At 61.5% G+C, this 23,404-nt stretch carries 26 protein-coding genes; 15 read left to right on the top strand and 11 right to left on the bottom strand.

All coding sequences use genetic code 11. The features are described from left to right. Window positions 1-7 precede the first annotated feature (7 nt). From ACR9ZN_RS28150 to ACR9ZN_RS28135, 4 genes are all read left to right on the top strand, one after another. Window positions 8-1,021 carry a sterol desaturase family protein gene (locus tag ACR9ZN_RS28150; protein ID WP_481273739.1) on the top strand — a complete coding sequence of 338 codons (1,014 nt, stop codon included), beginning with the start codon at window positions 8-10 and terminating at the stop codon, window positions 1,019-1,021. Window positions 1,022-1,047: 26 nt separating this feature from the next. Then, window positions 1,048-1,362, top strand: a complete 315-nt coding sequence (locus tag ACR9ZN_RS28145) for a MocE family 2Fe-2S type ferredoxin (protein WP_481273738.1) — start codon at window positions 1,048-1,050, stop codon at window positions 1,360-1,362. Window positions 1,363-1,527: 165 nt separating this feature from the next. Further along, window positions 1,528-2,148 carry an agmatine deiminase family protein gene (locus tag ACR9ZN_RS28140; protein ID WP_481273737.1) on the top strand — a complete coding sequence of 207 codons (621 nt, stop codon included), beginning with the start codon at window positions 1,528-1,530 and terminating at the stop codon, window positions 2,146-2,148. A gap of 33 nt (window positions 2,149-2,181) precedes the next feature. Then, window positions 2,182-2,307 carry a hypothetical protein gene (locus tag ACR9ZN_RS28135; protein WP_481273736.1) on the top strand — a complete coding sequence of 42 codons (126 nt, stop codon included), beginning with the start codon at window positions 2,182-2,184 and terminating at the stop codon, window positions 2,305-2,307. A gap of 181 nt (window positions 2,308-2,488) precedes the next feature. Here ACR9ZN_RS28135 and ACR9ZN_RS28130 read toward each other — a convergent pair whose 3' ends face one another. Next, the gene (locus ACR9ZN_RS28130; RefSeq protein ID WP_481273735.1) at window positions 2,489-2,716 is read right to left on the bottom strand and encodes a hypothetical protein; all 228 of its coding nucleotides are present in this window, start codon (window positions 2,714-2,716) and stop codon (window positions 2,489-2,491) included. 141 nt (window positions 2,717-2,857) lie between these two features. After that, a complete protein-coding gene (groL, locus tag ACR9ZN_RS28125; protein WP_441771376.1) occupies window positions 2,858-4,480 on the bottom strand; it encodes a chaperonin GroEL in 1,623 nt (540 codons plus the stop codon). Window positions 4,481-5,234: 754 nt separating this feature from the next. Between groL and ACR9ZN_RS28120 the strand changes: the two genes are divergently transcribed. Genes ACR9ZN_RS28120 through ACR9ZN_RS28110 form a run of 3 tightly spaced genes read left to right on the top strand, consistent with a single transcriptional unit; the run spans window position 5,235 to window position 6,174 of the window. Then, window positions 5,235-5,474 (top strand): hypothetical protein, encoded by a 240-nt coding sequence (locus tag ACR9ZN_RS28120; RefSeq protein ID WP_434954976.1) that lies wholly within the window; start codon window positions 5,235-5,237, stop codon window positions 5,472-5,474. Then, window positions 5,471-5,911: a hypothetical protein gene (locus ACR9ZN_RS28115; protein ID WP_481273734.1), complete on the top strand. Its 441-nt coding sequence runs from the start codon at window positions 5,471-5,473 to the stop codon at window positions 5,909-5,911. Before ACR9ZN_RS28120 ends, ACR9ZN_RS28115 begins: the two co-directional genes overlap by 4 nt. Next, complete coding sequence (locus ACR9ZN_RS28110) at window positions 5,911-6,174, top strand: hypothetical protein (protein ID WP_434954974.1); 264 nt, start codon at window positions 5,911-5,913, stop codon at window positions 6,172-6,174. Before ACR9ZN_RS28115 ends, ACR9ZN_RS28110 begins: the two co-directional genes overlap by 1 nt. A 109-nt stretch (window positions 6,175-6,283) precedes the next feature. Here ACR9ZN_RS28110 and ACR9ZN_RS28105 read toward each other — a convergent pair whose 3' ends face one another. The 3 genes from ACR9ZN_RS28105 to ACR9ZN_RS28095 are packed head-to-tail and all read right to left on the bottom strand — an operon-like array spanning window position 6,284 to window position 7,739. Beyond that, the gene (locus ACR9ZN_RS28105; protein ID WP_441771380.1) at window positions 6,284-7,090 is read right to left on the bottom strand and encodes a transglutaminase-like domain-containing protein; all 807 of its coding nucleotides are present in this window, start codon (window positions 7,088-7,090) and stop codon (window positions 6,284-6,286) included. Beyond that, on the bottom strand, window positions 7,090-7,374 hold the full coding sequence (locus tag ACR9ZN_RS28100; protein ID WP_454812587.1) for a DUF1488 family protein: 285 nt from the start codon (window positions 7,372-7,374) through the stop codon (window positions 7,090-7,092). Before ACR9ZN_RS28100 ends, ACR9ZN_RS28105 begins: the two co-directional genes overlap by 1 nt. Next, the gene (locus ACR9ZN_RS28095) at window positions 7,371-7,739 is read right to left on the bottom strand and encodes a hypothetical protein (RefSeq protein WP_481273733.1); all 369 of its coding nucleotides are present in this window, start codon (window positions 7,737-7,739) and stop codon (window positions 7,371-7,373) included. The genes ACR9ZN_RS28100 and ACR9ZN_RS28095 overlap by 4 nt, the downstream gene beginning before the upstream one ends. Before the next feature lie 849 nt (window positions 7,740-8,588). On the opposite strand from ACR9ZN_RS28095, the gene ACR9ZN_RS28090 reads away from it, so the two are divergent. The 5 genes from ACR9ZN_RS28090 to ACR9ZN_RS28070 all read left to right on the top strand — a co-directional run bounded on the left by ACR9ZN_RS28090 (window position 8,589) and on the right by ACR9ZN_RS28070 (window position 15,313). Further along, on the top strand, window positions 8,589-9,668 hold the full coding sequence (locus ACR9ZN_RS28090; protein WP_434954970.1) for a coiled-coil domain-containing protein: 1,080 nt from the start codon (window positions 8,589-8,591) through the stop codon (window positions 9,666-9,668). A 187-nt stretch (window positions 9,669-9,855) separates the two neighbouring features. Next, window positions 9,856-10,998, top strand: a complete 1,143-nt coding sequence (locus ACR9ZN_RS28085) for a hypothetical protein (RefSeq protein WP_441771383.1) — start codon at window positions 9,856-9,858, stop codon at window positions 10,996-10,998. Window positions 10,999-11,062: 64 nt separating this feature from the next. Beyond that, window positions 11,063-13,012, top strand: coding sequence for an ATP-binding protein (locus ACR9ZN_RS28080; RefSeq protein WP_481273732.1), 1,950 nt, complete (start codon window positions 11,063-11,065; stop codon window positions 13,010-13,012). Window positions 13,013-13,172: 160 nt separating this feature from the next. Continuing rightward, complete coding sequence (locus tag ACR9ZN_RS28075) at window positions 13,173-14,507, top strand: DUF6638 family protein (protein WP_454812581.1); 1,335 nt, start codon at window positions 13,173-13,175, stop codon at window positions 14,505-14,507. A gap of 119 nt (window positions 14,508-14,626) precedes the next feature. After that, on the top strand, window positions 14,627-15,313 hold the full coding sequence (locus tag ACR9ZN_RS28070; protein WP_434954966.1) for a DUF1523 family protein: 687 nt from the start codon (window positions 14,627-14,629) through the stop codon (window positions 15,311-15,313). A gap of 30 nt (window positions 15,314-15,343) precedes the next feature. Here the strand turns inward: ACR9ZN_RS28070 and ACR9ZN_RS28065 are convergent, their stop codons facing one another. The 6 genes from ACR9ZN_RS28065 to ACR9ZN_RS28040 all read right to left on the bottom strand — a co-directional run bounded on the left by ACR9ZN_RS28065 (window position 15,344) and on the right by ACR9ZN_RS28040 (window position 20,017). Next, window positions 15,344-15,931 carry a GNAT family N-acetyltransferase gene (locus ACR9ZN_RS28065; RefSeq protein WP_434954965.1) on the bottom strand — a complete coding sequence of 196 codons (588 nt, stop codon included), beginning with the start codon at window positions 15,929-15,931 and terminating at the stop codon, window positions 15,344-15,346. Window positions 15,932-16,141: 210 nt separating this feature from the next. After that, window positions 16,142-16,546, bottom strand: a complete 405-nt coding sequence (locus ACR9ZN_RS28060) for an ester cyclase (protein ID WP_481273731.1) — start codon at window positions 16,544-16,546, stop codon at window positions 16,142-16,144. A 115-nt stretch (window positions 16,547-16,661) separates the two neighbouring features. Continuing rightward, window positions 16,662-17,438, bottom strand: a complete 777-nt coding sequence (locus tag ACR9ZN_RS28055; RefSeq protein ID WP_441771386.1) for an anti-sigma factor family protein — start codon at window positions 17,436-17,438, stop codon at window positions 16,662-16,664. After that, complete coding sequence (locus tag ACR9ZN_RS28050; protein WP_434954962.1) at window positions 17,435-17,962, bottom strand: RNA polymerase sigma factor; 528 nt, start codon at window positions 17,960-17,962, stop codon at window positions 17,435-17,437. The genes ACR9ZN_RS28055 and ACR9ZN_RS28050 overlap by 4 nt, the downstream gene beginning before the upstream one ends. Before the next feature lie 100 nt (window positions 17,963-18,062). After that, entirely contained in the window at window positions 18,063-19,517 is a 1,455-nt protein-coding gene (locus ACR9ZN_RS28045; RefSeq protein WP_481273730.1) for a YncE family protein, read from the bottom strand. Between the two features lie 11 nt (window positions 19,518-19,528). Continuing rightward, entirely contained in the window at window positions 19,529-20,017 is a 489-nt protein-coding gene (locus tag ACR9ZN_RS28040; protein WP_481273729.1) for a DUF305 domain-containing protein, read from the bottom strand. 187 nt (window positions 20,018-20,204) lie between these two features. On the opposite strand from ACR9ZN_RS28040, the gene ACR9ZN_RS28035 reads away from it, so the two are divergent. The 3 genes from ACR9ZN_RS28035 (at window position 20,205) to ACR9ZN_RS28025 (ending at window position 23,357) form a co-directional block, all read left to right on the top strand. Continuing rightward, entirely contained in the window at window positions 20,205-20,828 is a 624-nt protein-coding gene (locus tag ACR9ZN_RS28035) for a DUF2239 family protein (RefSeq protein WP_454812573.1), read from the top strand. A gap of 672 nt (window positions 20,829-21,500) precedes the next feature. Beyond that, entirely contained in the window at window positions 21,501-22,631 is a 1,131-nt protein-coding gene (locus ACR9ZN_RS28030; RefSeq protein ID WP_434954958.1) for a type III PLP-dependent enzyme, read from the top strand. 159 nt (window positions 22,632-22,790) lie between these two features. After that, entirely contained in the window at window positions 22,791-23,357 is a 567-nt protein-coding gene (locus ACR9ZN_RS28025; RefSeq protein WP_454812571.1) for a GNAT family N-acetyltransferase, read from the top strand. The last annotated feature ends 47 nt before the right edge of the window (window positions 23,358-23,404 follow it).

Below are 23,404 nucleotides of genomic sequence, written 5' to 3'. Positions count from 1 at the left end.
CACCTCCATGGATGATTTGACCTTCGGCAAGCGCAACAAGCGCGGTGACTGGGCTCCCGCCAACCGCATAGAGATCGCACCGGTCTTCGTGCTGCCACCGCAGCCATTCGCCTTCCTCAAATGGCTTCCCCATTATTTCCTGCCGTGGAACCTGCTGTTCGCCGCTTCGGCCGTGGCCTACTGGTATTTTGCCGTGCCTGAGACGGAGGCTTTGAAGACGCTGCACTGGGGTTGGGTACTGCGGCTCTTCGCCATCAACTCCCTGGCGGTCTTCTTGTTCTACGGCGCATTCGAGCTGCGTCTCTATATCCTGCGCCGGCAGGGCAATCGCTTCAAATACAACGGCAAATTCCCGGGCGACGCCAGCAATCCGGCTTTCCTGTTCAACAGCCAGAACCTCGACGGCATCATCCGTACCTTCGCCTCGGGCGTTCCGATCTGGACGGCGATCGAGGTCGGCCTTCTCCATGTCTCCGCCAATGGCTGGGGACCCTGGGTAAGCCTTGCCGAGCATCCCTGGTACCTGTTCTGCCTGGCACTGATCGTGCCGCTCTTTCACGAGGCGCATTTCTTTGCGATCCACCGGCTGATCCATTGGGGCCCGCTCTACCGCTTAATCCATTCCGTGCATCACAACTCGGTCAATCCCTCGCCCTGGTCCTCGCTTTCGATGCACCCGGTGGAGCAGTTGCTCTATTTCTCCTCGGCCCTGGTCCATCTGATCATCCCCTCGAATCCGATCTTGGCGATCTACCAGCTGCATTATGCCGGCTTCGGCGCCGTGGTCGGCCATCTCGGCTTCGACAAGATCGAGCTGGGCGAGGAGGCTGCGATCGATAGCCATGCCTATACCCATTACCTGCATCACAAATTCTTCGAGGTGAACTATGGCGACGGCCTCGTGCCTTTCGACAAATGGTTCGGCACCTGGCACGACGGCACCGCCGACGGCGATGCCCGCATGCTGGCTCGCTACGAGAAACGCAGGGCGCGGGCCAACGCCGAAAACAGCGCCCAATAGCCAGATCAAGCGAGGGGATCACTGAAATGAACTGGATTTCCGCCTGTCATCTCGACGATATCGAACAGGAAGGCGCGCGCCGCTTCGATCATGCCGGCCGGACCTATGCGCTCTACCGTTCGCCTGCCGACGAAGTCTTCTGTACGGACGGCCTGTGCACCCACGAGGCCATTCATCTCGCCGACGGCCTGGTCATGGATTACGAGATCGAATGCCCCAAGCATTCCGGTATTTTCGACTATCGCACCGGCGAGGCGAAGAGACTGCCAGCCTGTAAGAATCTGAATGTCTACGCGGCGCGGATTGCCGATGGGGCCGTCATGGTCAAACTGCCCGGCTGACAGCGGTTCCCCGCTCGCCCTCCCCCTTCATTGCAGTCCCTATGAAATGCTCCAATCCTTGGGCAAGGGTGCGGAACTCGCTGCGCCTTGGGGTAACATGCCGACACGTAGAGCCATTCTGGCACGAGGCGTCCCGACGGCCGGTAGCATGCTCGGAGCGAGCCTATGCCGGAGGAAGGTGAGCCTCACGCCGCCACCTGGATGGCCTTCGGCCCGAGCACTAAGATCTGGGGCAAAAGGCTGCGCTCCGTCGCCCGGGAAAACCTGGCGGAGATCGCCAAGGCCATTGCCGCGCATGAAACGGTGAACATGCTCGTGCGGGAGGAGGAGCATGACCTCGCAGCGCGCCTGTGCGGCCCGGCGGTCAATCTGCTCGTCCAACCGATCGACGATCTGTGGATGCGTGACACCGGTCCCGTCTTCGTCAAGAACGCCTCCGGCGAACGAGGCGGTGTCGGCTTCAACTTCAATGGCTGGGGCGACAAGCAAAGCCATGCCAGAGACGCCAAGTTGCCGCCTTCGTGGCGGGCAAGGTCGATGCGCGTTCATCGAGACCGACTTCGAGATGGAAGGTGGCGGCATCGAGGTGGATGGCGAAGGAACAGCCATCATTACGCAGAGCTGCGTGCTCAATCCGAGCCGCAATCCCGGCGTGAGCAAGGCGGCCTGCGAGAAGGAACTCTTCCGTCTCCTGGGGCTGGAAAAAATCATCTGACTGCCCGGCATCGCCGGCATGCAGCAGCGGGTGGCGGCATCCATTGCACGACGCAGCAGCAGCCGAAATAGGGCTTCGACCATGCCATAGGCAAAGGCGTTCCGATGAGCGAAGAAAAGACGTTGGAGACTGAAATTGCCCCATTCCGTCAGCCGATGGTGACCTCGAGCGGCATCGTGTTGGGCTTCCTGCTGGCCTTGCTCGGTCTGGCGATCGCGCTGGTCATCTGAGCGGTGCAAGCATACGGCGAAAGGCCGGAAATGACGAGACGCAGGCTGCGCATCCCACATTGCCGCCCTGCTGAAGGCTCGTTCACCAGCCGGACCGTTCGAAATTGGAAAGCCCTAAATCCCGCCGAGAGGCCAACTGCCACTGGCTGAAAATCCGGGTGGAGGTCGCGGCTCCTCGAGTTCAGAGCTTGTGAGTCGTCGCTCCGAGACGACGCCGAACCGAGGCTTCCAATTCCTCGGCAAAGACGATGGTGGAGCGCAGGACCGCAATCTCATTCAAGGCCTGTGATCCCTGATCGTCGATCGCGATCGGAAATTCCATCTTGCCCACAGCAGTAGGCACGCGAACGCTGAACAGAAGGCGACCGCTCCCCTGTACTTCGACTTTCATCAATTCGACATTTGTCATTTTACTCTCCTGTAATGAAAAAAACCGCCCCTCCATTTTCGAAGCCCGAATTTAGAGAATTAATCCGAATATTTGAGTTTATTATTTGAGTTATATTTCAACTTCGAATGACGACGAGTAATCGCGCGGCGGGATGCCCCATCAATACCCCATTCCTCCATTTGGCATGGCGCCGGCAGCGTCCGATTCGGTCGACACGATAATCGCTTCGGTGGTGATCATCAGGGCCGCAACGGAGCCTGCATCCTGCAATGCTGCCCGGACCACCTTGGCCGGGTCGATGATGCCGGCCTCGAGCATGTCGACATAGCGCTCGGTCTGGGCATCGAAGCCGAGATTGGGATTGTTTGCTTCCAGAAGCTTGCCAACCACCGTCGACCCCTCGACGCCGGAATTCTCGACGATCTGCCGGATTGGCGCTTCGAGCGCACGCATGACGATGGCAATGCCTGCCCGGACATCGGGATTGTCCGAGACGATCTTGTGGAGGACAGCCTTTGCCCGCAGCAAAGCGACACCGCCCCCGGGGACAATGCCCTCCTGGATCGCCGCGCGGGTGGCGTTGAGCGCGTCCTCGATACGATCCTTCTTTTCCTTGACCTCGACCTCGGTTGCGCCACCGACGCGAATAACAGCCACGCCGCCCGAGAGCTTGGCGAGGCGCTCCTGCAGCTTCTCCTTGTCGTATTCGGAGCTGGTCTCTCCGATCTGGTTCTTGATCTGCCGGATGCGGGCCGTGATCTCCTTCTTGTCGCCGGCACCATCGATAACGGTGGTGCTCTCCTTGTCGATGTGCAGGCGCTTGGCACGGCCGAGCATGTCGATCGTGACATTCTCGAGCTTCACACCAAGATCGTCGGAGATGAGTTGTCCGCCCGTCAGCGTGGCAATATCGGCAAGGATGGCCTTGCGCCGATCCCCGAAACCCGGCGCTTTCACCGCGGCAACCTTGAGGCCGCCACGCAGCTTGTTGACGACGAGCGTTGCAAGAGCTTCACCCTCGACATCCTCGCAGATGATCAGGAGAGGCTTGCCGGTCTGCACCACCGCTTCCAGGAGCGGCAGGAGGACCTGGACGCTCGTCAGCTTCTTCTCGTGGATCAGGAGATAGGCATCCTCCAGATCCACCGACATCTTCTCGGCATTCGTGATGAAATAAGGGGAGAGATAGCCCCTGTCGAACTGCATGCCCTCGACGACATCGAGTGCGGTTTCGGCGCTCTTGGCCTCCTCCACCGTGACGACGCCTTCATTGCCGACCTTCTTCATCGCCTTGGCGATCATCTTGCCGATCGAGGCGTCGCCATTGGCCGCGATGGTGCCGACTTGAGCGATTTCATCCGAGGATCGCACCTTCTGGGCCCTCGCCTCGATATCTTTCACCACGGCAAGCACGGCGAGATCGATGCCACGCTTGAGATCCATCGGATTCATGCCGGCGGCGACGAATTTCGTACCTTCCCGGAAAATGGAGGCGGCCAGCACCGTCGCAGTCGTCGTTCCGTCGCCGGCAAGGTCATTGGTCTTTGAGGCGACCTCACGCACGAGCTGGGCGCCCATGTTCTCGAATTTGTCGACGAGATCGATTTCCTTGGCGACGGTCACGCCATCCTTGGTGATGCGAGGCGCACCGTAGGCACGGTCGATGATCACATTGCGCCCTTTGGGCCCAAGCGTGACCTTGACGGCATTGTTGAGGATCTCCACGCCACGCAACATGCGATCACGGGCATCGCTGGAGAATCTGACATCTTTGGCGGGCATGGTTGAACTCCGGTCTCTGTTGTGTGTGAAAGGCAAAGGCAAGCACGGCGTTTACGGCCGCCTCAGCGACGGCTTTCGTTTTGTCGGGACGGCGACGACGCTGCTCTCCCATGATCGGGATCGCCTCACCTTGCCCCGCGTCTGCTCTGCCGTTTCGAAGTAGCGACCTCGTCCCACCGCCGAGGCGACCGACAACGGTTCGGTCTGCCTGAGGTCGAATGTCTTTGAAGTGCACTTTTCAGGCTCGGCGCACATCGGCACGCCACCCCTTTCTTTATACACTCTTTGGCACTCCATGGACATGAGTGCTAGAAAATAAAAATCAACCCTTATTCCAGAGATTGAAGAAAATTTAATTCCACTTGACCGAAAAATTCCAACACAACTTTTGTATACTTTAAAAAATAATTCTCGATATTAAAACGAATAGGGAGTAAAGTATTCTTCCTTAATGGAAAAAACGCATGGCGGATTTAGAAATGGGATCTTTAATAAAAGGTTTTATTTGAATCTCTGTATTTTCCGAGCGCGAAGCCGTGCCCAGACCTGCCATGAAATAGTATCCATACGGCGTTGATTGGCGCACCTCGCGACTGCAGAGCGAACGTCGCGACATGGCAGACAATACGCACGATGGCATGTCCACGCCCTTCCCGAGACGTCTTGCGAACAGCGATATCGCTTCTGGCGTGGCGCCGAAGCCCAGGCGAAGGACGCGTTTTGGACATTTGCTTCGCCGCGTGAGGAGGCCCCGATGCGACAAATTCTTTTCAAGTCACCATTCGACGATGGCTTCGACAAAGCGATCGCCAATTGGGAGAATGAAGGAGGCGCCATGCGGGTAGCTCCCGACAGACTTTCCTTGCAGGTTCAGCGAGATTTGCTCGAACGGGAAATATTCCAGGCCATCCTGACAAGAGGCCTGGACGACGAAGGGGCCTTTCGCCCATTTCATTCCTTCCCGTGGGCAATCCGAGCAACTGTCGTCGAATGAACGCCCCCGCCCGGAATCTGGTTGTCGCAGCGAAGGTGACGATCAGCCGGGTGCCATCAGAGGCGGAAACGGCGATGTTGGAGCAATGTGACCCGCCTGCAGGGGAGATTCCTCTAACTCTTTGTTTTAGCGTACTTTCTTATTCGAAAGATCTGTCGCTTTTTGGAAGTCGCTCTAGGGACGACGTGAGGACCCAAGCCATGAACAGCCCCGGAGGCGTCCTTCTGGAAAAGGCGGTTCTCGCCTTGCTTCAGCCCAAAATCGGCTATTTCTCCGACCATGCCGTGGTCACGCGTACGATGCCGATCTCGCTCTGGCGCGAGCATATGCAATCAGCCATCCAAGCCTACCTTGCCGCTGCGGCGGTAGAGCGAAAGTCCTCCCGTTCTCGCAAGAGCCGAGAGCGGAAATTATCCGTCGGCAAAGGAGAGGTGTGATGAATGTCCGCACGACGCGTTCGACGGTGACTTTTACCAAGCCATTCCGCCTCGATGGCTTCAACGAAAATCAACCGCCAGGAGATTATAGGGTCGACATCGACGAAGAGCTGATCGAGGGCGTGTCGTTTCTGGCCTATCGCCGCATAGCGGCTCTTTTCCACCTGCCGGCGCTCTCACAGCCACAAACCTCGATCCAGGTTGCCAGCATCACGCCTGCCACGTTCGACGCCATGCTCGAACAGGATTCCACGGCGATTTAGCAATTGCCGGAATTGGCTCGGCAACACGACCGCAAGTCTCGTCGGGCTGGACTTACGCGGTCAGCCGATGTGCTGCAAATCGGAGCCAAATGGCGGCAGGGGAAGCATTTTACGTTGGTACCTCGTATGTCCAGACCCGAAACGACTTCAAGACATGCGGGCCGAACGAGTTGATGAGAGGGACATCGGCTGCGTCCCGGCCCCGAGCAACCACGATCCGGCCAATCCGGGGAACATTGTTTCGCGGATCGAACGTATGCCATGCCCCGCCTAGGAACACCTCTATCCAGGCGCTGAAGTCCATGGGGTCGACAATGGGGACGCCGATGTCCCCCAGATGACCGTTGACGTAGCGCGCGGGAATATTGAGGCAGCGGCAGAGCGTTAGCGCCAGATGCGCGAAGTCGCGACAAACGCCGATGCGCTCATGGAAAACCTCGAAAGCCGTTCGTGTCGAACGGGCCTGCATGTAATCAAAGCGGATGTGCCCGTTGACGAAGTCGCAGATTGCCTGCACGCGGCCCCAGCCGGGAGCGATCTTGCCGAACATATCCCAGGCGATCTGGCTGAGGCGATCCGTTTCGCAGTAGCGGCTCCCCATGAGGTAGGCAAGGCAGTCATCTGGCAGTTCAGGCACCGGGAACTCCCGAGCGGACGGGAATATCCTGTCCGGCTTGCCGTCGTCCTCGATCGTGGCATCGCCCCAGATGGTCAGGTCGCCCGTCGGCGCCACAAGCCGACGGCAGCGATTGCCAAAGAGATCGTGATAAGTCGACAGTTCGGCGGGTGGCGTGGTGAGGATCGTTTCTGCGGCCCGAATGTCGGCCGCGCGATCGTCGTGAACAGACATCAGGCAGACCAAGGCGGTCGGTTGTGGGCAGTTCAACGTGATTTCGTAGCCATAGCGGATCAGCATCAGACCACCGATCGGAAATCAGAGACGGTCAGCGTGTAGGAACTGAGGTGATCGTGAGAATAGGCCTCGCGGGCGACATCATGGATGGATGCCCGCAAGGCATCGAAAGCCGAAAGACACTCCGCTTCCGATGCCGTCGATCCGCGTGACATCGTGGCCGCTTTGGCGAGCGCACCAGCCTCGACGAAGAACCGTATTTCGAACATGCCATCATACCCGAAGAAACGGACGGCGTTCCGTACTTCATCGAAGCTACGGCTTAGGTTGGGAAAGGCGAGTGTCATGATTGGTACCCCGTTCTGGCAGGTCCCGAGCGAAGTACGATTTCCATAAAACGCCCTTTGGAAACATCCTTTGCTCGAACTTCTTGTTTTGACGAACTTTCATCGCTGTCGATGTTCAGGCGGCGCCCTTTCATCCAGAAGCGCGATGCTGCCGAGACTCTGTGCGAATAGAGGCGGTTTCCTCCGCTATCACTGATGGTGACGGCGTCGGGTTGCTGCGGCATGTTGAGGGTACGCCAAAGCTGACAGGCGATCTCGATCGCATCGTCGACGCCGGCGGCATCCACAGTCTCACGGCCGATCACAGCATGCGCATCGTCAGCCTGACGGACGCGGTAGAATTCAATCACGACCTTCATCTGCATCTCGTCGCTCCGCACGATTTCATCGTTGTCGGATCTTCCCCCTATCGAGTGCGGCGCCCGAATCGGAGGGAATGATCGGTACCGGCGGCCGCGGTGACCTTTGCATGCCAGATCCAGGCAGGTGGGCGAGGGAGCTCACGCGGCGAAGCACAAGCCAGGAGCCCCTGGATTGTTTCCTCGTCAGGGTAGGCACGGGAGCTTCCAAACGACAGACAAACGCCGATATGCCATGCAGTGGCTATATTTTGAGCTTCTGCCTCTCGAAAAGGCAATCAGCCAAGTCAACAACCTCTATAGATATGCGCTTCGATTGGGCTCCAAAAAAGGCGCAATTGATTTTATTTTTTGGTGAAGGAAAAATACTTCCCAATGTTAAAATATTTCAAAGAATGGCACGCGATTTTGTATCCGGATTAAATTATTATGGATGTTGCCATTCATCTTGAACAGATACTATTCGGTCGAGCATCGGCAGTACATGCCAGGCATTCGCCTTTTTTCCCGCGCCTCGAACACGCACCCGTCAAGCCGCCATCGCCCCCGACCACCGCCCTCTCGCATGCGGTCGTGGGAAGGGTGTGGCGGTACCGCGGATCCTCTCCCCCGTTCCCATGTGCCCTACGTCACACGCCAGTCGACGCCCCTTTGCCACGCCCTTTAAACTTGCCTCGATTTCCCCTATCTGGTTGCTCAATATTCAAAGCGTCTTACGATTTGGCGGAACCGCCAGAAATCGCAAAGACGCTCCAGCCAATCCGTTGGATTGGCTTGGAAACAATCAGCCTGGAACAAATAAGCGTTCGGTATGAACGCGTTTGCTCCAGGGGTGCCAACCCAGGGGAGAGCCGCATGGCCGAGTTTGACGCCGCGATCAAAGCCGCCGAATCCGAGATCAAGGCCGCCCAAGCCAAGATTTCCGAGGTCAGCTCGAAAATCGAGCGCGCCCATTCCAAGATGGAGCAGGGCGAGGACATCTCCATCGACATCCAGAACGCCACGCTCGACGACGTTCATGCCCATTCCAATGCCATGAACGCCAACATCGCCGAGCTGATCATGGGCCTCGACGACGTCACCGCCGGCTTCTCCAAGGAATTCGACGCCATGCGGGAGAAGTCCGGCTGGGAGAGCTTCGTGGGCATGTTCTCCTCGGCGAAATCGGACTCCATGCGCGAGGAGCGCCTGCGCGCCGCCTCCATCGACGACAAGCTGCAAGACCTGATCTCCAAGTCCGACATCATCGTCAACCTGCTGCAGAGCCAGCTCGGCGTGCTCAACGACCACAAGAGCCGGGTCGAGAAGAACCTGACCGGCACCCTCACCGACCGCGAGAACACCGTGGCCGAGCTCGAGAAGATCCGGGCCGAGGTGCTGGCGATGGACCCCAGGATCATCGACCTCGAGAACAAGATCTCGATGGAACAGGACGCCGCCGCCCGCACGCGCCTGGAGAGCGAGCTCGCCCAGACCAACGGGATCTACAACGAGCTGGTGCAGCAGGAGCAGGTCAAGGTCGCCCAGTCGCAGACGCTGGAACGCTATATCGAGCAGGGCAAGACCTGGGTCGACAGCCTGCAGAACCAGGCGGCCACCCAGATGGTGCTGATCAACAAGCTGCAGACCGACACCAAGCAGCGCGTGGTGCTCTATGACGCGCTCACCAAGTCGCTCAAGACGGCCCAGCAGCAGGACGTCGCCCATCGCATCAACGAGATCGGCGTCAAGACCGACCAGGAGGCCCAGGCCGCCATGGCGGCCATCGGCTCGGCCACCAACCAGCGCATGGCCGAGATGATGGAAAAGCACGAGGACCATATGGTCTTTGCCCGCAAGGTCCTGGAAGAAAAGGCCAAATCCGACGAGCGCTTCGCCCGCCGCTTCGCCAAGATCGTCGAGAAGCACGACAAGAACCTCTATGGCGGGGCGTGAGGCTCGCTTACCCATCTCGGAACGGTGCGTGTGACGATGTTTCCCGTGGCTCGACTTTTGTCATTGCCGGGCCTGACCCGGCCATCCAGCCGACCTTTCCATCAAAGATGGATCAACACTGGATGCCCGGGTCAGGCCCGGGCATGACAAGATCGGTGTTTCCACCATCAGGAACTAGAGGCCGCCCTTGAACCCTCCCGGTAACGACCACGTCACCTTGCCGGATCCCCAGGCGATGCGGCGCTATTTCGGCAAATTCTCCCGCATCATCCGCCACTTGCGCGAGGTCACCGGCCAGACCGGCCTGGCCAACGACACCAAATATGGCGGCAATGAATTCGGCAGGATCCAGCTCGACCTGATCGAGAACTATCTCCAGCGCCTGGCCAAGACCTTCACCGCTCTCAGCCTCAAGCATCTGATGTCGGGCCGGGTCTCCTCGTTTCCGCTCACCTTGGCGATCGACCGCTCGGAGAGCGGCTTTCCGGTGTTCCAGGAGATCATGACGATGGCGAACGACCTCGTGCAGGTCGACCGCCACCTCGCCAACCAGCCCGACCAGGTCCGGCTGAAGGAGGAGATGATCGCGCACATCCTCTCCGAGCGGGCCAGGCCCACCAGCCTGCAATATGCCCTGAGCCAGCGCATCTACTACGAGACGCTGAAGTCGCGCGGCCTGTTCTTCGCCCAGAACCATCCCCAATTCGTGCTGCTGTCCGACGCCAAGGCGCAGCGCCGGCGCTACCTCCTGCACTGGGCCGTCTATGACAGCGCCCTCAGCCTGCCGGTGATCTATCTCCTGGTGGTCGAGGATACCGGGCACGTCATCCTGAACGAGGATCAGATGCGCTGGCCGCAGGTGCAGTCCCACCTGATGGCTCAGTCGCTCTCCAGCCTCAAGCTCCTCACCATCGCCCGCGGCTTCGACGTCGATTTCGACAATCTGCACCCCAAGCTGTTGAGGCGCATCCATGTCGGGCCGATGTATTCGCATGCCTTCACAGAGCAGACCGGCCCCTTGCGCGAGATCCTTGCCGAGGTCTCGCGTACCGAGGACAGCGACTGGGCGTTGGCCTGGACCATCGAGACCCTGGTCTCGGCCCGCAGCGAAAGAGTGCCCGCCGGCCTCCTGTCCACGGTGGAGCGCGAGATCTTCGACCTCGACCAGTACCAGCCCGCCGCCGCCGAAGCCGGCGTGACCAGGCTTGAACGCTCGCTCATCCTGCCGGTCCTGCCCTATCAGGTTCTCGTCGACCGCGACCCGCCCGGCTTCCGGGACGTGCGTAAATATGTGGTGGGCGAGGACGGTTCGCTGCTGACGGGGTTGTGATGGGTAGCGCCGCGCGAAAAACCTTCTCCCCTTGCGGGGAGCATAGAATGACCGTGAGGACCCTATGACCGCTTCCCTCAATCTGATGGAAATCCGCGAAGCGGCGATCCGCGCGCAGTATCCCCAGGCCCTGGCCCTGATGGAGGGGTTCGAGCATGCGCCGCGCATCGCCAAGGCGAAGCCCGCGCCAGCCGGCGCCGCGCCGGCCGAACGCTCGCCCGGCATTCCCACCGCCACCGGCCGGCTGTTCCGCGCCACCACGCCCGGCCTGACCGCGCGTTCCAGCGCGGCGCAGGACGGCGTCCATCTGATCGCCCGCATCAGCCAGGCCGATCCTGGCGAAGCCCTGATGAGCCCGGCCCAGGCCAGCGTGCTGCAGGCTTTGCGCCGGGCGCTGGCCACCGCCATGGCCGTCGGCGAGCTCTATGAGGAGCGCACCGCTCTCGGCCAGCTCAAGCGCGACAATCGCGAGGGCCGCCTCGATCCGGCAAGGCGCACCGAATTCGCCGAGCTCCTCACCGCGGCCTCCCTGATCGCCCTGCACGTCACGGCGAACATGCTCTCCTTCCTCATCGACGCACAGGCGAGCGAGGGCCAGGCCGAGGTCGGCGAGCTCGAGGAAATCCTCACCGACAACCCATCCATCGCGCTGCAAGGCGCCCTGTGGGAACTCGACGGCATCCTGAGCCGAATGGATGGCGGCCTCAAGCTGGTGCCGACCCTGACGGCCTGGTGCGAACGGCTGATGGAGGCGGTCGCCATGCGCGCAGGCACCGCCTCGCGCCTGGAGGCCTTCACCAGCGCCGCCTATCGCGTCGAGGCGGACGATTTCCAGATCAACGGCTTTGCACCCTCCACCCACAAGCGCTCCACCGCGCTGACCATGGCCTTCAAGAAACCGACCGAGGTGGTGGGCAACCACATCGCCAAATACCAGTCGATGAAGCTGGCCAAGATGCTGATGGCCTATGATTTCGACAAGCGCCTCAATCCCTTCGCCGAACTCGGCGGCTTCATCTTCACCTTCATGGGCGATGGCAAGCCCGGCACCGGCAAGACCACGCTGATCCAGATGATGGCCGGCCTGCTCAACGAATATTGCGCCAATGCCGGCTATCCCTTCCGCTATGCCAACCTCTCCACCGACAGCATCGATTCCTACCAGGGCAAGTCGGCCCAGAACGCCAAGGCCTTCATCCGCGAAATCATCGACCCCGCCGTGATCGGCTTCGGCACCATCGACGACATCGACCAGCTCGCCGGCAAGCGCGGCGACCGGCAATCCTCCTCCGGCCAGCTCGAGATCACGGCCGTGTTGATGGAGAGTTTTGCTGGCGCCAATACCGTGGTGCGCGGCAATTGCACCTTCGGTATGTTCTCCAACTTCCCGGAAAATGTCGACGACGCCCTGCGCCAGCGCGCCGGCGCCCGCTTCCTGGTGGATGGGCCGCAGAGCAAAGAGGACTATATCGACCTCCTGTCCTTGCTGCTCGGCAAGCGCCACCAGATCCCGCTCGGCGAGCACGACCTCTTTGCTGCACAGGAGATCCGGCAAGCGGTGGCCGCCTCCTATGACGCGCATTCGCGCCCGCAGGAGGAAGCCCTGAAAAAGGTGTTCGACAGCGTGCAGGGCAAGATCGGGGCGCTCGACACCGTTGCCAGGCTCGGCGCCTATCTCAAGGCGATCCAGGAGGCAGACGAGCGCTTCACCGGCCGCGCCATCAAGAACATCACCGATGCCATCAAGGTCAGGGCGATGGATTTCGAGCTGCCGGACGAATGGATGGAAAAGCCCGAGCTCTTCCTCACCAAGGACTATGCTACCAAGCTCGCGATGATCTCCGAGCTCGCCAAGCCCATCACGGTCGAAATGGTGATCCAGGAGATCAATCGCTACGCCGATAGCGAATTCCGCTATGCCGACAAGTCGGACGAGGCGGCCATCGACAATGCGGTGCGCGACATGGGCCGCATGGAGGAAGCCAAGAAACGCTATCTGGAGCAGCGCACATGATAGTGATCATCGGCGTTGGACGTTCTGTCATCCCCGGCAAGGCCGAAGGCCTTGGGAAGGGGGGCCAGGGGCCAAAGGGTTGTTCACGTAGCCCCTGGATTCCCTTCCCGCCGCCCGCGGCGGCGCCGGGAATGACAGATAGTCTTTCGAGGTCATCGTCATGATGGAGCGCCTGATCGAAGCGGGGCTGATGTTCGGAAACCTCATCGAGGTCTCCTCCCCCACCATGGTGGCGCGCTACAATGCGGCACTGGAAAAGCTCATCGGCAAACGTACCGCCCTCACCGAATTTCACATCGACCTCTCCGGCTTCTCGCCGGAAGTCGGCGACGAGCTCGACGACATCCGCTACCTCAATCCCGAGGGCTGCAACCGGATGTTCATCCTGCTCAGCCTCGACCAGCTCAAGGCGCCGCTGCTGAACGCCCAGTTCTCGACCATGCGCTCGGTGCTGCGCAACTTCATCCAGGACAATGCCAGGGAACTGATGGCGCTCAGCGTGCGCGAGGCCGTGATGGGCGAACTCGTGCATTCGATGTGGCGCATCAAGAGCCCGGCCGACCTGTTGGAACTGCGCACCGTCACCGTCGAGGCCAACACGCCGACCGACCGACTCGGCGAAGCCGAACAATTGTCGCGCCTGATCGAGGACTTCCGCGTAAAGGACGATCTGTGGCAGGACGACGCCTATATCGACGGCATGATCAAGCTTGCCGGCCGGGTTGGCGACATCACCAGCAATCCCGTGCGCTTCCGCAAGACCGACTACAGCCAGGGTAATTTCTACACCAATTATTTCGACGGGCTCTATCTGTTCCGGGACATGTCCTACCCCGCCATGCTCTATCGTGGCGTGGCGCCGGGCTTTCCCAAGATCGGCACCGTGGAGACCAAGGATCTCGAAAGCGCCGTGGATGTCTGGCACTTCCTGCAGCTCAACGGCCTGATCACCTCGGTCTTCGAGGCTGCTGACCTCAACGCCAAGGCGCTGCTGCGCCAGCGGCTCGATTTCATGCTGGCCAGCGTCCTCGCCGGCAAGGATGACGCACCGGCGGAGCTGGCCCGGCTCAATCGGCAGGACCTGCGCCGCTTCGCCATGCGCCATGCCGACGACCTGCCGCCGGAATTCGAGGCGGTGGAAGCAGCCCTGCGTGCCGCCGAACAGGGCCTGAATCCGCGCTTGCCCGGCCCGTCGGAACCTGGCTGCTTCTATCTCTATCGCGCGGCCCAGTTGCCGGACCGCGACCTCGTCAACCAGTTGCTCAGCGAGTTCACGCCGCTCGACATCCGTCAGCTCTTCCTGTGCAACAAGCCGGCCTTCTACAAGGCCTATCAGGGTTGGTCCGGGCGCAAGCAGGATTACGTGGTGGAGTTCCTGTCCAGGGATGAAGCACTCAGGAACGACGATGCCTGGGAGGATCTGTTCGGCGACGGCACGCCGGAGGAAGAACCCCAGCCCCAGGCCGGACCATGGGGCGCGATCCCGAAGGGGTGAGGAATGGAGCGCGGACATCTTGTCCGCCCCTTAAAAACACCCTACCTCTCAAATCGCTAAGAGCGGACACCGCGACATGAAGGCATGTCGCCGGGATGTCCGCGCTCCAAGGTTGGTTCATGCTGCGTCTGTTCAAATGGATCCTGATCGTCCTGGTGCTCACGGTCGGCTATTGCTGGCTCGACCAGGTGCTGCCGCGCTATGACGTGGTGCGCATCGTCGGCACCGACACCAAGCGCCTCGACAGCTCCGGCTTCTTCGACAGTGAAGCGCCCAATGTGCAGGCGACCAATACGCGCGACGTACGCTTCATCAACACCGTCTACCCCAGCGGCACCCTCAGGGTATATCGCAACGAGGATACCGACTGGGGCTTTCCCTGGTACTACAAGTTCGACTCCGGCAACCTGATGGCGGCGGCCCAGTCCTTCCAGTCCAGTACCGAAAGCCCGAAATGGGTGGTGATCAAGAGCTATGGCTGGCGCGTCACCTATTTGACCATGTTCCCGAACGTCCTTTCGATCCGCGCCGCCAGCGGGCCGGACGAGTATGTCATTCCCTGGATGCGGATCTTCGTGTTCGGCGGTCTGGCGATCGCCCTGATCTGGCTCTATTTCCGCCTGCGCCGCTTCAAGCGCGAGCGGCTCGACCCGATGCTGACCCGTATCGAGAACCATGTCAGCGCCGCGGCTGATGCCGTCGACGATCATGCCGTCGCCGTCTCGAGCCGGGCCACGGGTTTCATGGCACGGATCCGGCGCTGGCTGGATAGCTGGAAGCCAAAGAACCAGCGGCGCTACAAGTAGGATTGGAGATCCGTCTCCGGCCTGAATGCCTCAGGCTGCCGCTCGCGCGATACCATCACCCACGATCGTCAGGGTCAGCGGTCCCGGAAGCATTTCGCCGATCGCCTCGAAGGCGGGGTGCTCCAGCGTCACAGCCGGATCGAGCTCGATCACGCCCGTGGTCTCGCCCTGCGCGAAGCTGAGCTTGGCGTTGAAGCGGCGGGCTAGAGCCTTCATACTGGCATTGTCGGCATGGGTGGTGACCTCGAGGCGGGTATAGCCGAGGCCGAGAGCGTGCAACAGCAGGCGCGCGAACAAGCGTCCGCCAATGCCCTGATGCTGGCGATGACGCTCGACGCTGAAGGCGATCTGCGCCGTCGGCTCGGACAATTCGGGCAGTTCATGGAGTTCGGCCGCGCCGAGAACCTGGTCGTCCTCGACATAGCCGATGACGGTGGCGCCGCCGCGGAAACTGCGCTCGGCATAGTCGGCGATGAAGGTGGCACTGATGCCGCCATTAAAGCGGTCATGCCGGCTCTCACGGTCCAGCCGCAGCAGGTGATCGCGAAACTTCGGCAGATCGGACGGTCTCAACTGCCGGATAATGCCCCTGGGGGCTATGGTGGTGACCTGGTTCATCTCGCAGTCCTCGTGGCTTACCCTCGAGTCGTCACCTCCCTGTGCGCCAAATATTGTGCACCGCAGCAATAATTGCAAGAGACCTCTGCTGCACCGCACTCAAAGCTGCCATGCAGGGAATGAAAGCCGGTGCCTTCCTCCTTTTTCAGGCCATGCGGAAACCGGCAATCGGAGGCCGGCCAACGGAAAGCCCCGGAACTGGCGGGTAGGCTAGGCTCCGATTTGCTGCATGAGGCCGAACACGTCCATCAGGATACGCGAGCGCTTGATTCTGCCGCGCTCCAAGCCATCGATCACCATGCCCCAAACCGACACAGTGTGTCCCGAGGCGGGAACACCGAAGAATTCCCCCTCATGCGTGCCTGTCCATGTAAAGCGGGTCAGCACGCTGGACTGCTCGGCGATCTGTTCCTCGATGGTCCAGTGCATGTCGGGAAACGCAGCGAACATGCCGCGAAGCACATCCTTCAGCCCGGCAAGACCAGGCCCTTGCCCTGGGAAGGGAACCAGCTCGATCATGTCCTCCGCCATGTAATCGCCGGCAGCATCGAGATTCCGGCCATTGATGACGTGCTCCACGAAGTCACGAACCAACTGCTTGTTTTCTTCGGCCATCCTCAACCTCCCCAAAGATCCATCACCAGACCTGTCCACCCACCGACGCCCGCCCCGGCAATCATTGTCCGGTCGTAGCAGCGATGATCGACCCCGGATGGGCCAGGCGCAACGCCTATATGTTTCCCAGAACCTGCTTGCGGATATCGTCGGCCAGCGGATGCAGCGTCTCGGCCGGCATTGATCCGACGAGGCTGTAGCCCATGCCACGGGTTGCCCAGGTCCAGCCATCGACCTTGCCTTCCGAATGGGCCGCCATCGCCCTGTCCTGGTCCACGGCCATCGGCCTGGTCAACATCACGAGGCGGCCGCCGCGATCGTCGTCATACATCAGCATGAGCGCCGGGCTGTGAGGCGTTGACACGACCCGCCCGCCCATCAGCCGGTACCCCGCCTTCGACAGGTCCGGCAAGACAGGCCTGCGCCCCATCCGTTCAGCCGCCCAATCGGCGAGCTCGGTTGCCTTGTCGGCACGGATTTCGACCGGCCGGACGGTATCCGAGGCATAGGCACTGAAATTCGCCGACGCCTCGCGGGCCAAGGCGCCCACTCCCTCCTGGGGTATGGATGTCATCTCGCGCAAAAGCCATCCCCCCGAACCGCCGATGGCGAGAAGCAGGATGGCGGCGGCCGTAGCCCACCATCGCGAAACGTGGGGCCGCCGCTGCATATCGATCATGTGAGCCAGGTTGAGCCTGGTGGGAATGGGTTCGTCCGCGATCGCAGCAAAGGCGGTACGCAGATCCGAACGCTGGCCGGCATAGGACCCAAAGCGGGCGGCGATGTCGGGATGCGCGTGGAGATAGGAAGCGATCTCCGCCCGGCGGGCCTCGTCGAGGGCGCCGTCGATATAGGCGTGGAGATCATCTTCGGAAATCGGTTTGTCAGTCATTTCACACTCCGCAGATGGCCGCCGCGCCTGGTGGCAGATCGGTCAGAGTTTTCAAGAATTTGCCGCAGGCGTTCGCGGGCGCGTGAGAGCCTCGACATGACGGTTCCGATCGGGATCGCCAATATGTCGGAAACCTGGGCGTAGGAAAGATCTTCGACGCAGACCAGCAGGAGCAGGCTGCGCTGGTCATCCGGAAGCTGCGCAAGCGCCGAGACGAGGTCGGCATGGACCAGGGCGTCCTCCTGGGCCGGCCGATGGACAAGAACGCCTTCCTCGACATCCTCGAACGGCAGGTGATCGCCACGCCGCGCCTTCTGTCGAAGCCGGTTGACGGCGAGATTGTGCAGGATGGCAAACGCCCATGTGCGCGGATCCTTGCCACGCCGCTGCTGCCAATGCGCGATCACCCGTTCCAGGCAATCCTGGACCAGGTCATCGGCGGCGACGGCATCCCTCAGCAAGGCGCGGGCATACCGTCGCAAGGCGGGGATCATCGGCTCGACAAGCCTTTGCAGGTCCCTCATGGCTTTTGGTCACTCATGGCTTTAGATCACTCATGGCCTTGACGCTGCTCCCGCTCGATGGCGCGCTCGCCGGGATGGCCGAAGCGAGCGCGCCGGTCGCTCATTGAACCTGCACCTGGACCACTTCGTCGGGCTTTCCCGGCGTGGAGGCCGCAACCACCAGGAACCGCCTCTCGTCCTTGTGCCTGGTTTCGACGATCTGGCGTATCGGTCCGACGGCATTGACGATGGCGGAGCCGGCCGGGTTCGTGGTGAAGGCCGAAAGCGGCTGCAACGGGCCTCCTCCATCCGGCTGGCTCGAAAGCGCAAGGACATAGGACTTCTTCGGTTCGAGTCCACTGACCGCGGCCTGGAGGATTTGAGTCAGGCCCTGGTCAAACAAGGATACGCTGGTCGGGGCAATCTTGTCCCCTCTTCCCCCGGGCGCAAGCTTCAGATGGGCGGCCTCGCCGGAAGTGCCGAGCGGCACCAGGTTCTGCAGGCCGTCGCCCTCAGGCACGGCATTGGGGACATAGGCGACGGCCTGCGGCGCCTGCCCGATCGGAATGGTGGCGATCACCTTGTTGGTCAAGGTGTCGATGACGGCAAACTGGTCGGCATTCTCGAGGCCGACATAGACCCGGCTGCCATCGCCGGAGGGCCAGATGCCATGCGGCAGATTGCCGACCGGAATGGTCGCGACCTGCCGGAAATCATCGGTGCGGAACACCTTCACTTCGTTCAACCCGCCAATGGTGACATAGGCGAAGCTGCCATTCTTGTTGACCACGAGGTTGACGTGATTGGTGATCGGCCCCGTATCGAGCGTCTTGACGAGATCGAAGGGAGGCTCGGCCTTGAAGACCTGCGTCTTGCCGATGTCCTTGAGGGTGAACCACACCTGCTTTCCATCGGCCGAGGCCGCAATGTTCGGGCAGAAGGGGCTCGCCTGCTTGACGCTCCCGACGATCTTGTGATCGGCCGTGGACACGACGACCGTCTGCGGGTTGAATGACGAGCAGACATAGCCGTATTTGCCGTCCGGCGAGAAGATCTGCATGCCCGGCCCACCGGAAACCTTGATCCTTAGCTTTTCCTCGAAGGTGCCGGCATCGATAACGGAGACATAATCCTCACCCCGCACCGTCACCCAGACTTCGCTGCCATCCGGTGTGAAGAAGGCTTCATGCGGGGAACGCCCGACATAGGTGGTGTGCTTGACCGCGTTGGACGCTGTATCGATGAAGGTCACGGAATTGGAGCCGATGGAAACGACGGCCAGCGTTTTATGGTCGGGAGAAAAGCCCATGCCGTGGACCAGCACCTGACCCTTGTAGAGCGGGCTGAGATTGCCCGGCTGGGGATCACCGAGCCGGATGACGCCGAGCAGCTTGTTGTCCACGGGATCGCTGACCGAGACGGTGTTCGAGAACTGCTCGGCCGCATAGAGGCGATCCCTGTGGCTGATCGGAATGTCGGCACCCGACGCCGATCCTGGCACCTGCCCGGCTAAACCGGCAACCGGTGCCAGCATGGTGCCAGCGAGAAGGCCAAAGGCAAAAAGGGTGCGGCGCATGAATGAGTCCTTCATTTGCCCGCTCCCGTCATCGACATGGCAGGAGGCGGGGGATTGTCGTTGGCGGGCGGATTGAGGGGAACGCCGGCAAAGGGCCGGGCCTGCGTCGGAGCGGCGGCCGGAGGCGGCACCGGATCCCCCACTGCCAGGCGCATGGCGGCGATTTCCTGTTGCTGTTCGACGATGATTTCCTGGGCAATGCGCCTGAGTTGTTCATTGCTGCCGTAACGCAGATAGGTTTGGGCCATATCGATCGCGCCCTGGTGATGCGGGATCATCATCTCGATGAAGTCGCGATCGACATTGCCGGTCGGCTTGACCGCCATCGCGCTCATCATCTTCGACATCGCGGCATCGTTTTCCCGGAGGAACGGTGCCTCGGCGGAGGCCGGCGTGGCCTCGTATCCATGGTACTCGGTATCGTGGGCGGCAGCCGGCACGAAGCCGGCAGCCAGGATCCAGGCCAGCACGACGAGGGCGGCCTTGCGCTGAACGATCATGTTTGGTGTCCCGTGGTGTTTCGAACGAGCTCAACTGGGTGGACAACCGGGGGCAGCGTTTATTCCATCGCGCGGGAAATTTTCTGCTTTGCTGTCTCGGGCTCCCTATCGGACCCATATTCACCCGGATAATATTGACATCCATTCGACCCAAGCCTATCCTGCGCGCCCAACAGGACCCGGGATCATGACCCATCTTGCCCTTATCGCCTTTGCCGGACGCCAGCGTCTGGCCGAAGGTGACGCAACCACCGTTGCCCTGGCCATCCGCCAGGCCCAGGATTCGGGTGAGGCGTTGCCCGTACAGGTGTTCGAAGATGCCACCGGTCGGCCTGTTGACCTGGATTTGCGCGGCACGCCGGATGACATCCGCGCCCGCTATGCCTTGATCGAGCCACCGCCACGTGGGCCTGGGCGTCCGAAGCTCGGCGTCGTCGCCCGCGAAATCACCTTGCTGCCGCGTCATTGGGACTGGCTGGCCTCACAGCCGGGCGGCGCGTCGGTGGTGCTGCGCCGGCTGGTGGACGAAGCGCGCCATGCCTCCGAGGCGACGGATCGGCTGCGTGAAGCGCGCGAGGCTGCCTATCGTTTCATGAGCGCCATGGCCGGCAACGAACCACATTACGAGGAAGCGATTCGCGCCCTGTTCGCCGGCGACAACGAAAAATTCACCGCCATGATCGCCGGCTGGCCCGATGACATCAGCAGGCACGCGCACAAGCTGGCGGAGGCGGCCTTCACGATTGCACCGCAAGGCAATGGCAAGGGGCAGGAGCGATACAAGCCCGCAATCGGGGGCCTGCACGCCTGAAACAGGCCAAGATCGGGCTCCGGCCAGCCTCCGTGACAAACCTGCCGGGCGCCCCTGACGTAACTCCTTTGCCGGCCACGCGAATTTTCACTTTTTGCAACGCAGAAAAATTTCGGCCCGGGCGAAAATTTTTTCTTGCATATGACGCCCATTCTTCCTATTTCCCGCCTTGCCCAATTTCGCACGTGCCTGTGGCCGCGTGTCGGTCGGTGGACATCCAGACAAGAGGCTGGACGGTCGCCAGGGATGGACTAGGGATCGCGGCAGTGGTCTCTTGAGGTGATCAAGCACTGAGGTGCCAAAGTCATCGAATCCCGAACAACGATCGGCAGCCGGAGGCGACCGGTGAACCCCGTACTCCGCGGGGGACGCAGCTTGAAGCAACGACGAAGCGGGCTTTTTTGGTCTCGGCTGGTTTCCATATCCAGCGACTGAAGAGGCTTGTTTCTCTTTGCCAGGCGTGCGGACCGGGTATCCCGATCCAATCCAAGGCAGTTCCGAACCATGCGGCGGCTTGTTCCGTTGCGTGGCGATTTGCATCCCGTCGCGGCGAGGCATCCGGCCTTTCCGGCGGTGGGCGGCGCATCAGCATCGATCGTCCGCGGCTCCACCCCGCGGCGGCCGCGGCGACGCACCGATCCTTGAGACTTTTGGATTTTGGGGAGACCCGCCATGACCGACCGCATCCTCGACTACCTCCGACGCACCCCCGCCGACGGCCCCCGGCTCGTCGTCGACATCGATGTGGTGGAGCGGAATTATCGGGCGTTCGCGCATGCGCTGCCGGACACCCGCGTCTTCTACGCCGTCAAGGCCAACCCGGCTCCCGAGATCCTCAACCTGCTGGCCGGCCTCGGCTCCAGCTTCGACTGCGCCTCCGTGGTGGAGATCGAGCAGGCTCTGGCCACCGGCGCCGGTGCCGATCGCGTCTCCTTCGGCAACACCATCAAGAAGGAGCGTGACATCGCTCGCGCCTTCCAGCTCGGCGTGCGCCTGTTTGCCGTCGATTGCGTGGCCGAGGTCGAGAAGATCGCCCGCGTCGCCCCTGGTTCGCGCGTGTTCTGCCGCATCCTGTGCGATGGCGCCGGCGCCGAATGGCCGCTGTCGAAGAAGTTCGGCTGCGCCCCGTCCATGGCCCCCGACGTGCTCGAGCATGCCCAGATCCTGGGCCTCACTGCCTATGGCGTGTCGTTCCATGTCGGCTCGCAGCAGGGCAATGTTCAGGCCTGGGACAGCGCCCTCGCCACGGCTGCCGGCATCTTCCGCGAGATGGCCGAGCGCGGCATCACGCTGTCGATGGTCAACATGGGCGGCGGCTTCCCGGCCAAGTATCTGCGCGCCATGCCCGGCGTTCCCGCCTATGGCGATGCGATCTTCAACTCGCTGCGTACCCATTTCGGCAACCAGCTGCCCGAGACCATCATCGAGCCGGGCCGCGGCATGGTCGGCGATGCCGGCATGATCGAGGCCGAGGTGGTGCTGGTGTCCAAGAAGGCCGAAACGGACGAGATCCGTTGGGTCTATCTCGACATCGGCAAGTTCCATGGCCTCGCCGAGACCATGGACGAGGCCATCCGCTATCCGATCCGCACCGAGCGGGACGGCGATGCCAAGGCGCCCTGCGTCCTGGCCGGACCGACCTGCGACAGCGTCGACGTGCTCTACGAGAAGACCCCTTATGATCTTCCGGTGAGCTTGTCGATCGGTGACAAGGTGCTGATCGAGGCCTGCGGGGCCTACACCACCACCTATTCCACCATCGGCTTCAACGGCTTCCCGCCGCTGGCTTCCGTGGTGATCTGAGATTCAGCGAGGAGCGGTAGAAACCGCTCCTCCGACCTCCAGCCATTCCGTCGTCTCCCAAGCCGGGCGTCCGATCCGGCCTGTGGGGATAGTTGTGTCCCGTACGGCCGTTTCATCGGTGCGAGGGCTGTCGCTCTCCTTTTGCCAGGAGCCACGGCCATGATCCGTATTGTTCCCGAAACCTCTGCCCATCTCGAAGCTCGCGAGGCGCTGCTCCACGCCTGCTTCGGTCCCTCCCGTTTCGCCAAGACCAGCGAGCGCCTGCGCGAAGGCCGCCTGCCGGCCCAAGGCCTGGCCTTCACCGCCGTCGATGACAACCGGCTGATCGGCACGCTGCGCCTGTGGAACATCTCCGCCGGCCCGGGCCGGCCGGCCCTGTTGCTCGGCCCGCTCGCTGTCGATGGCCAGTATCGCAGCGAAGGTCTCGGCGCGCGCCTGATGTGGCACGGCATCGGCTATGCCCAGGAATATGGCCACAAGGCCATCCTGCTGGTGGGCGATGCTCCCTATTACAGCCGTTTCGGCTTTTCGACCGATCTCACCGAGCGCCTCTGGCTGCCCGGCCCGGTGGAGCGCAACCGCTTCCTCGGCCTGGAGCTGGTGCCCGATGGACTGGTGGGAGCGGCCGGCCTGGTGAACGCCACCGGCGAACTCGAAACCGCACCCGACTTCGCGGCGCTCGTTGCCAGGGCAGCCAACGAAGCAACTTTCCGCTTCGCAGCGTAATCTTCGGGGAAGGGTCCCTTTGCCCGTGGCGCTCCCCGAGGCGTCAT

It is taken from the genome of Labrys sp. HAY1-8F (assembly GCF_056754975.1).
This window is presented reverse-complemented; position numbering and strand designations above follow the sequence as displayed.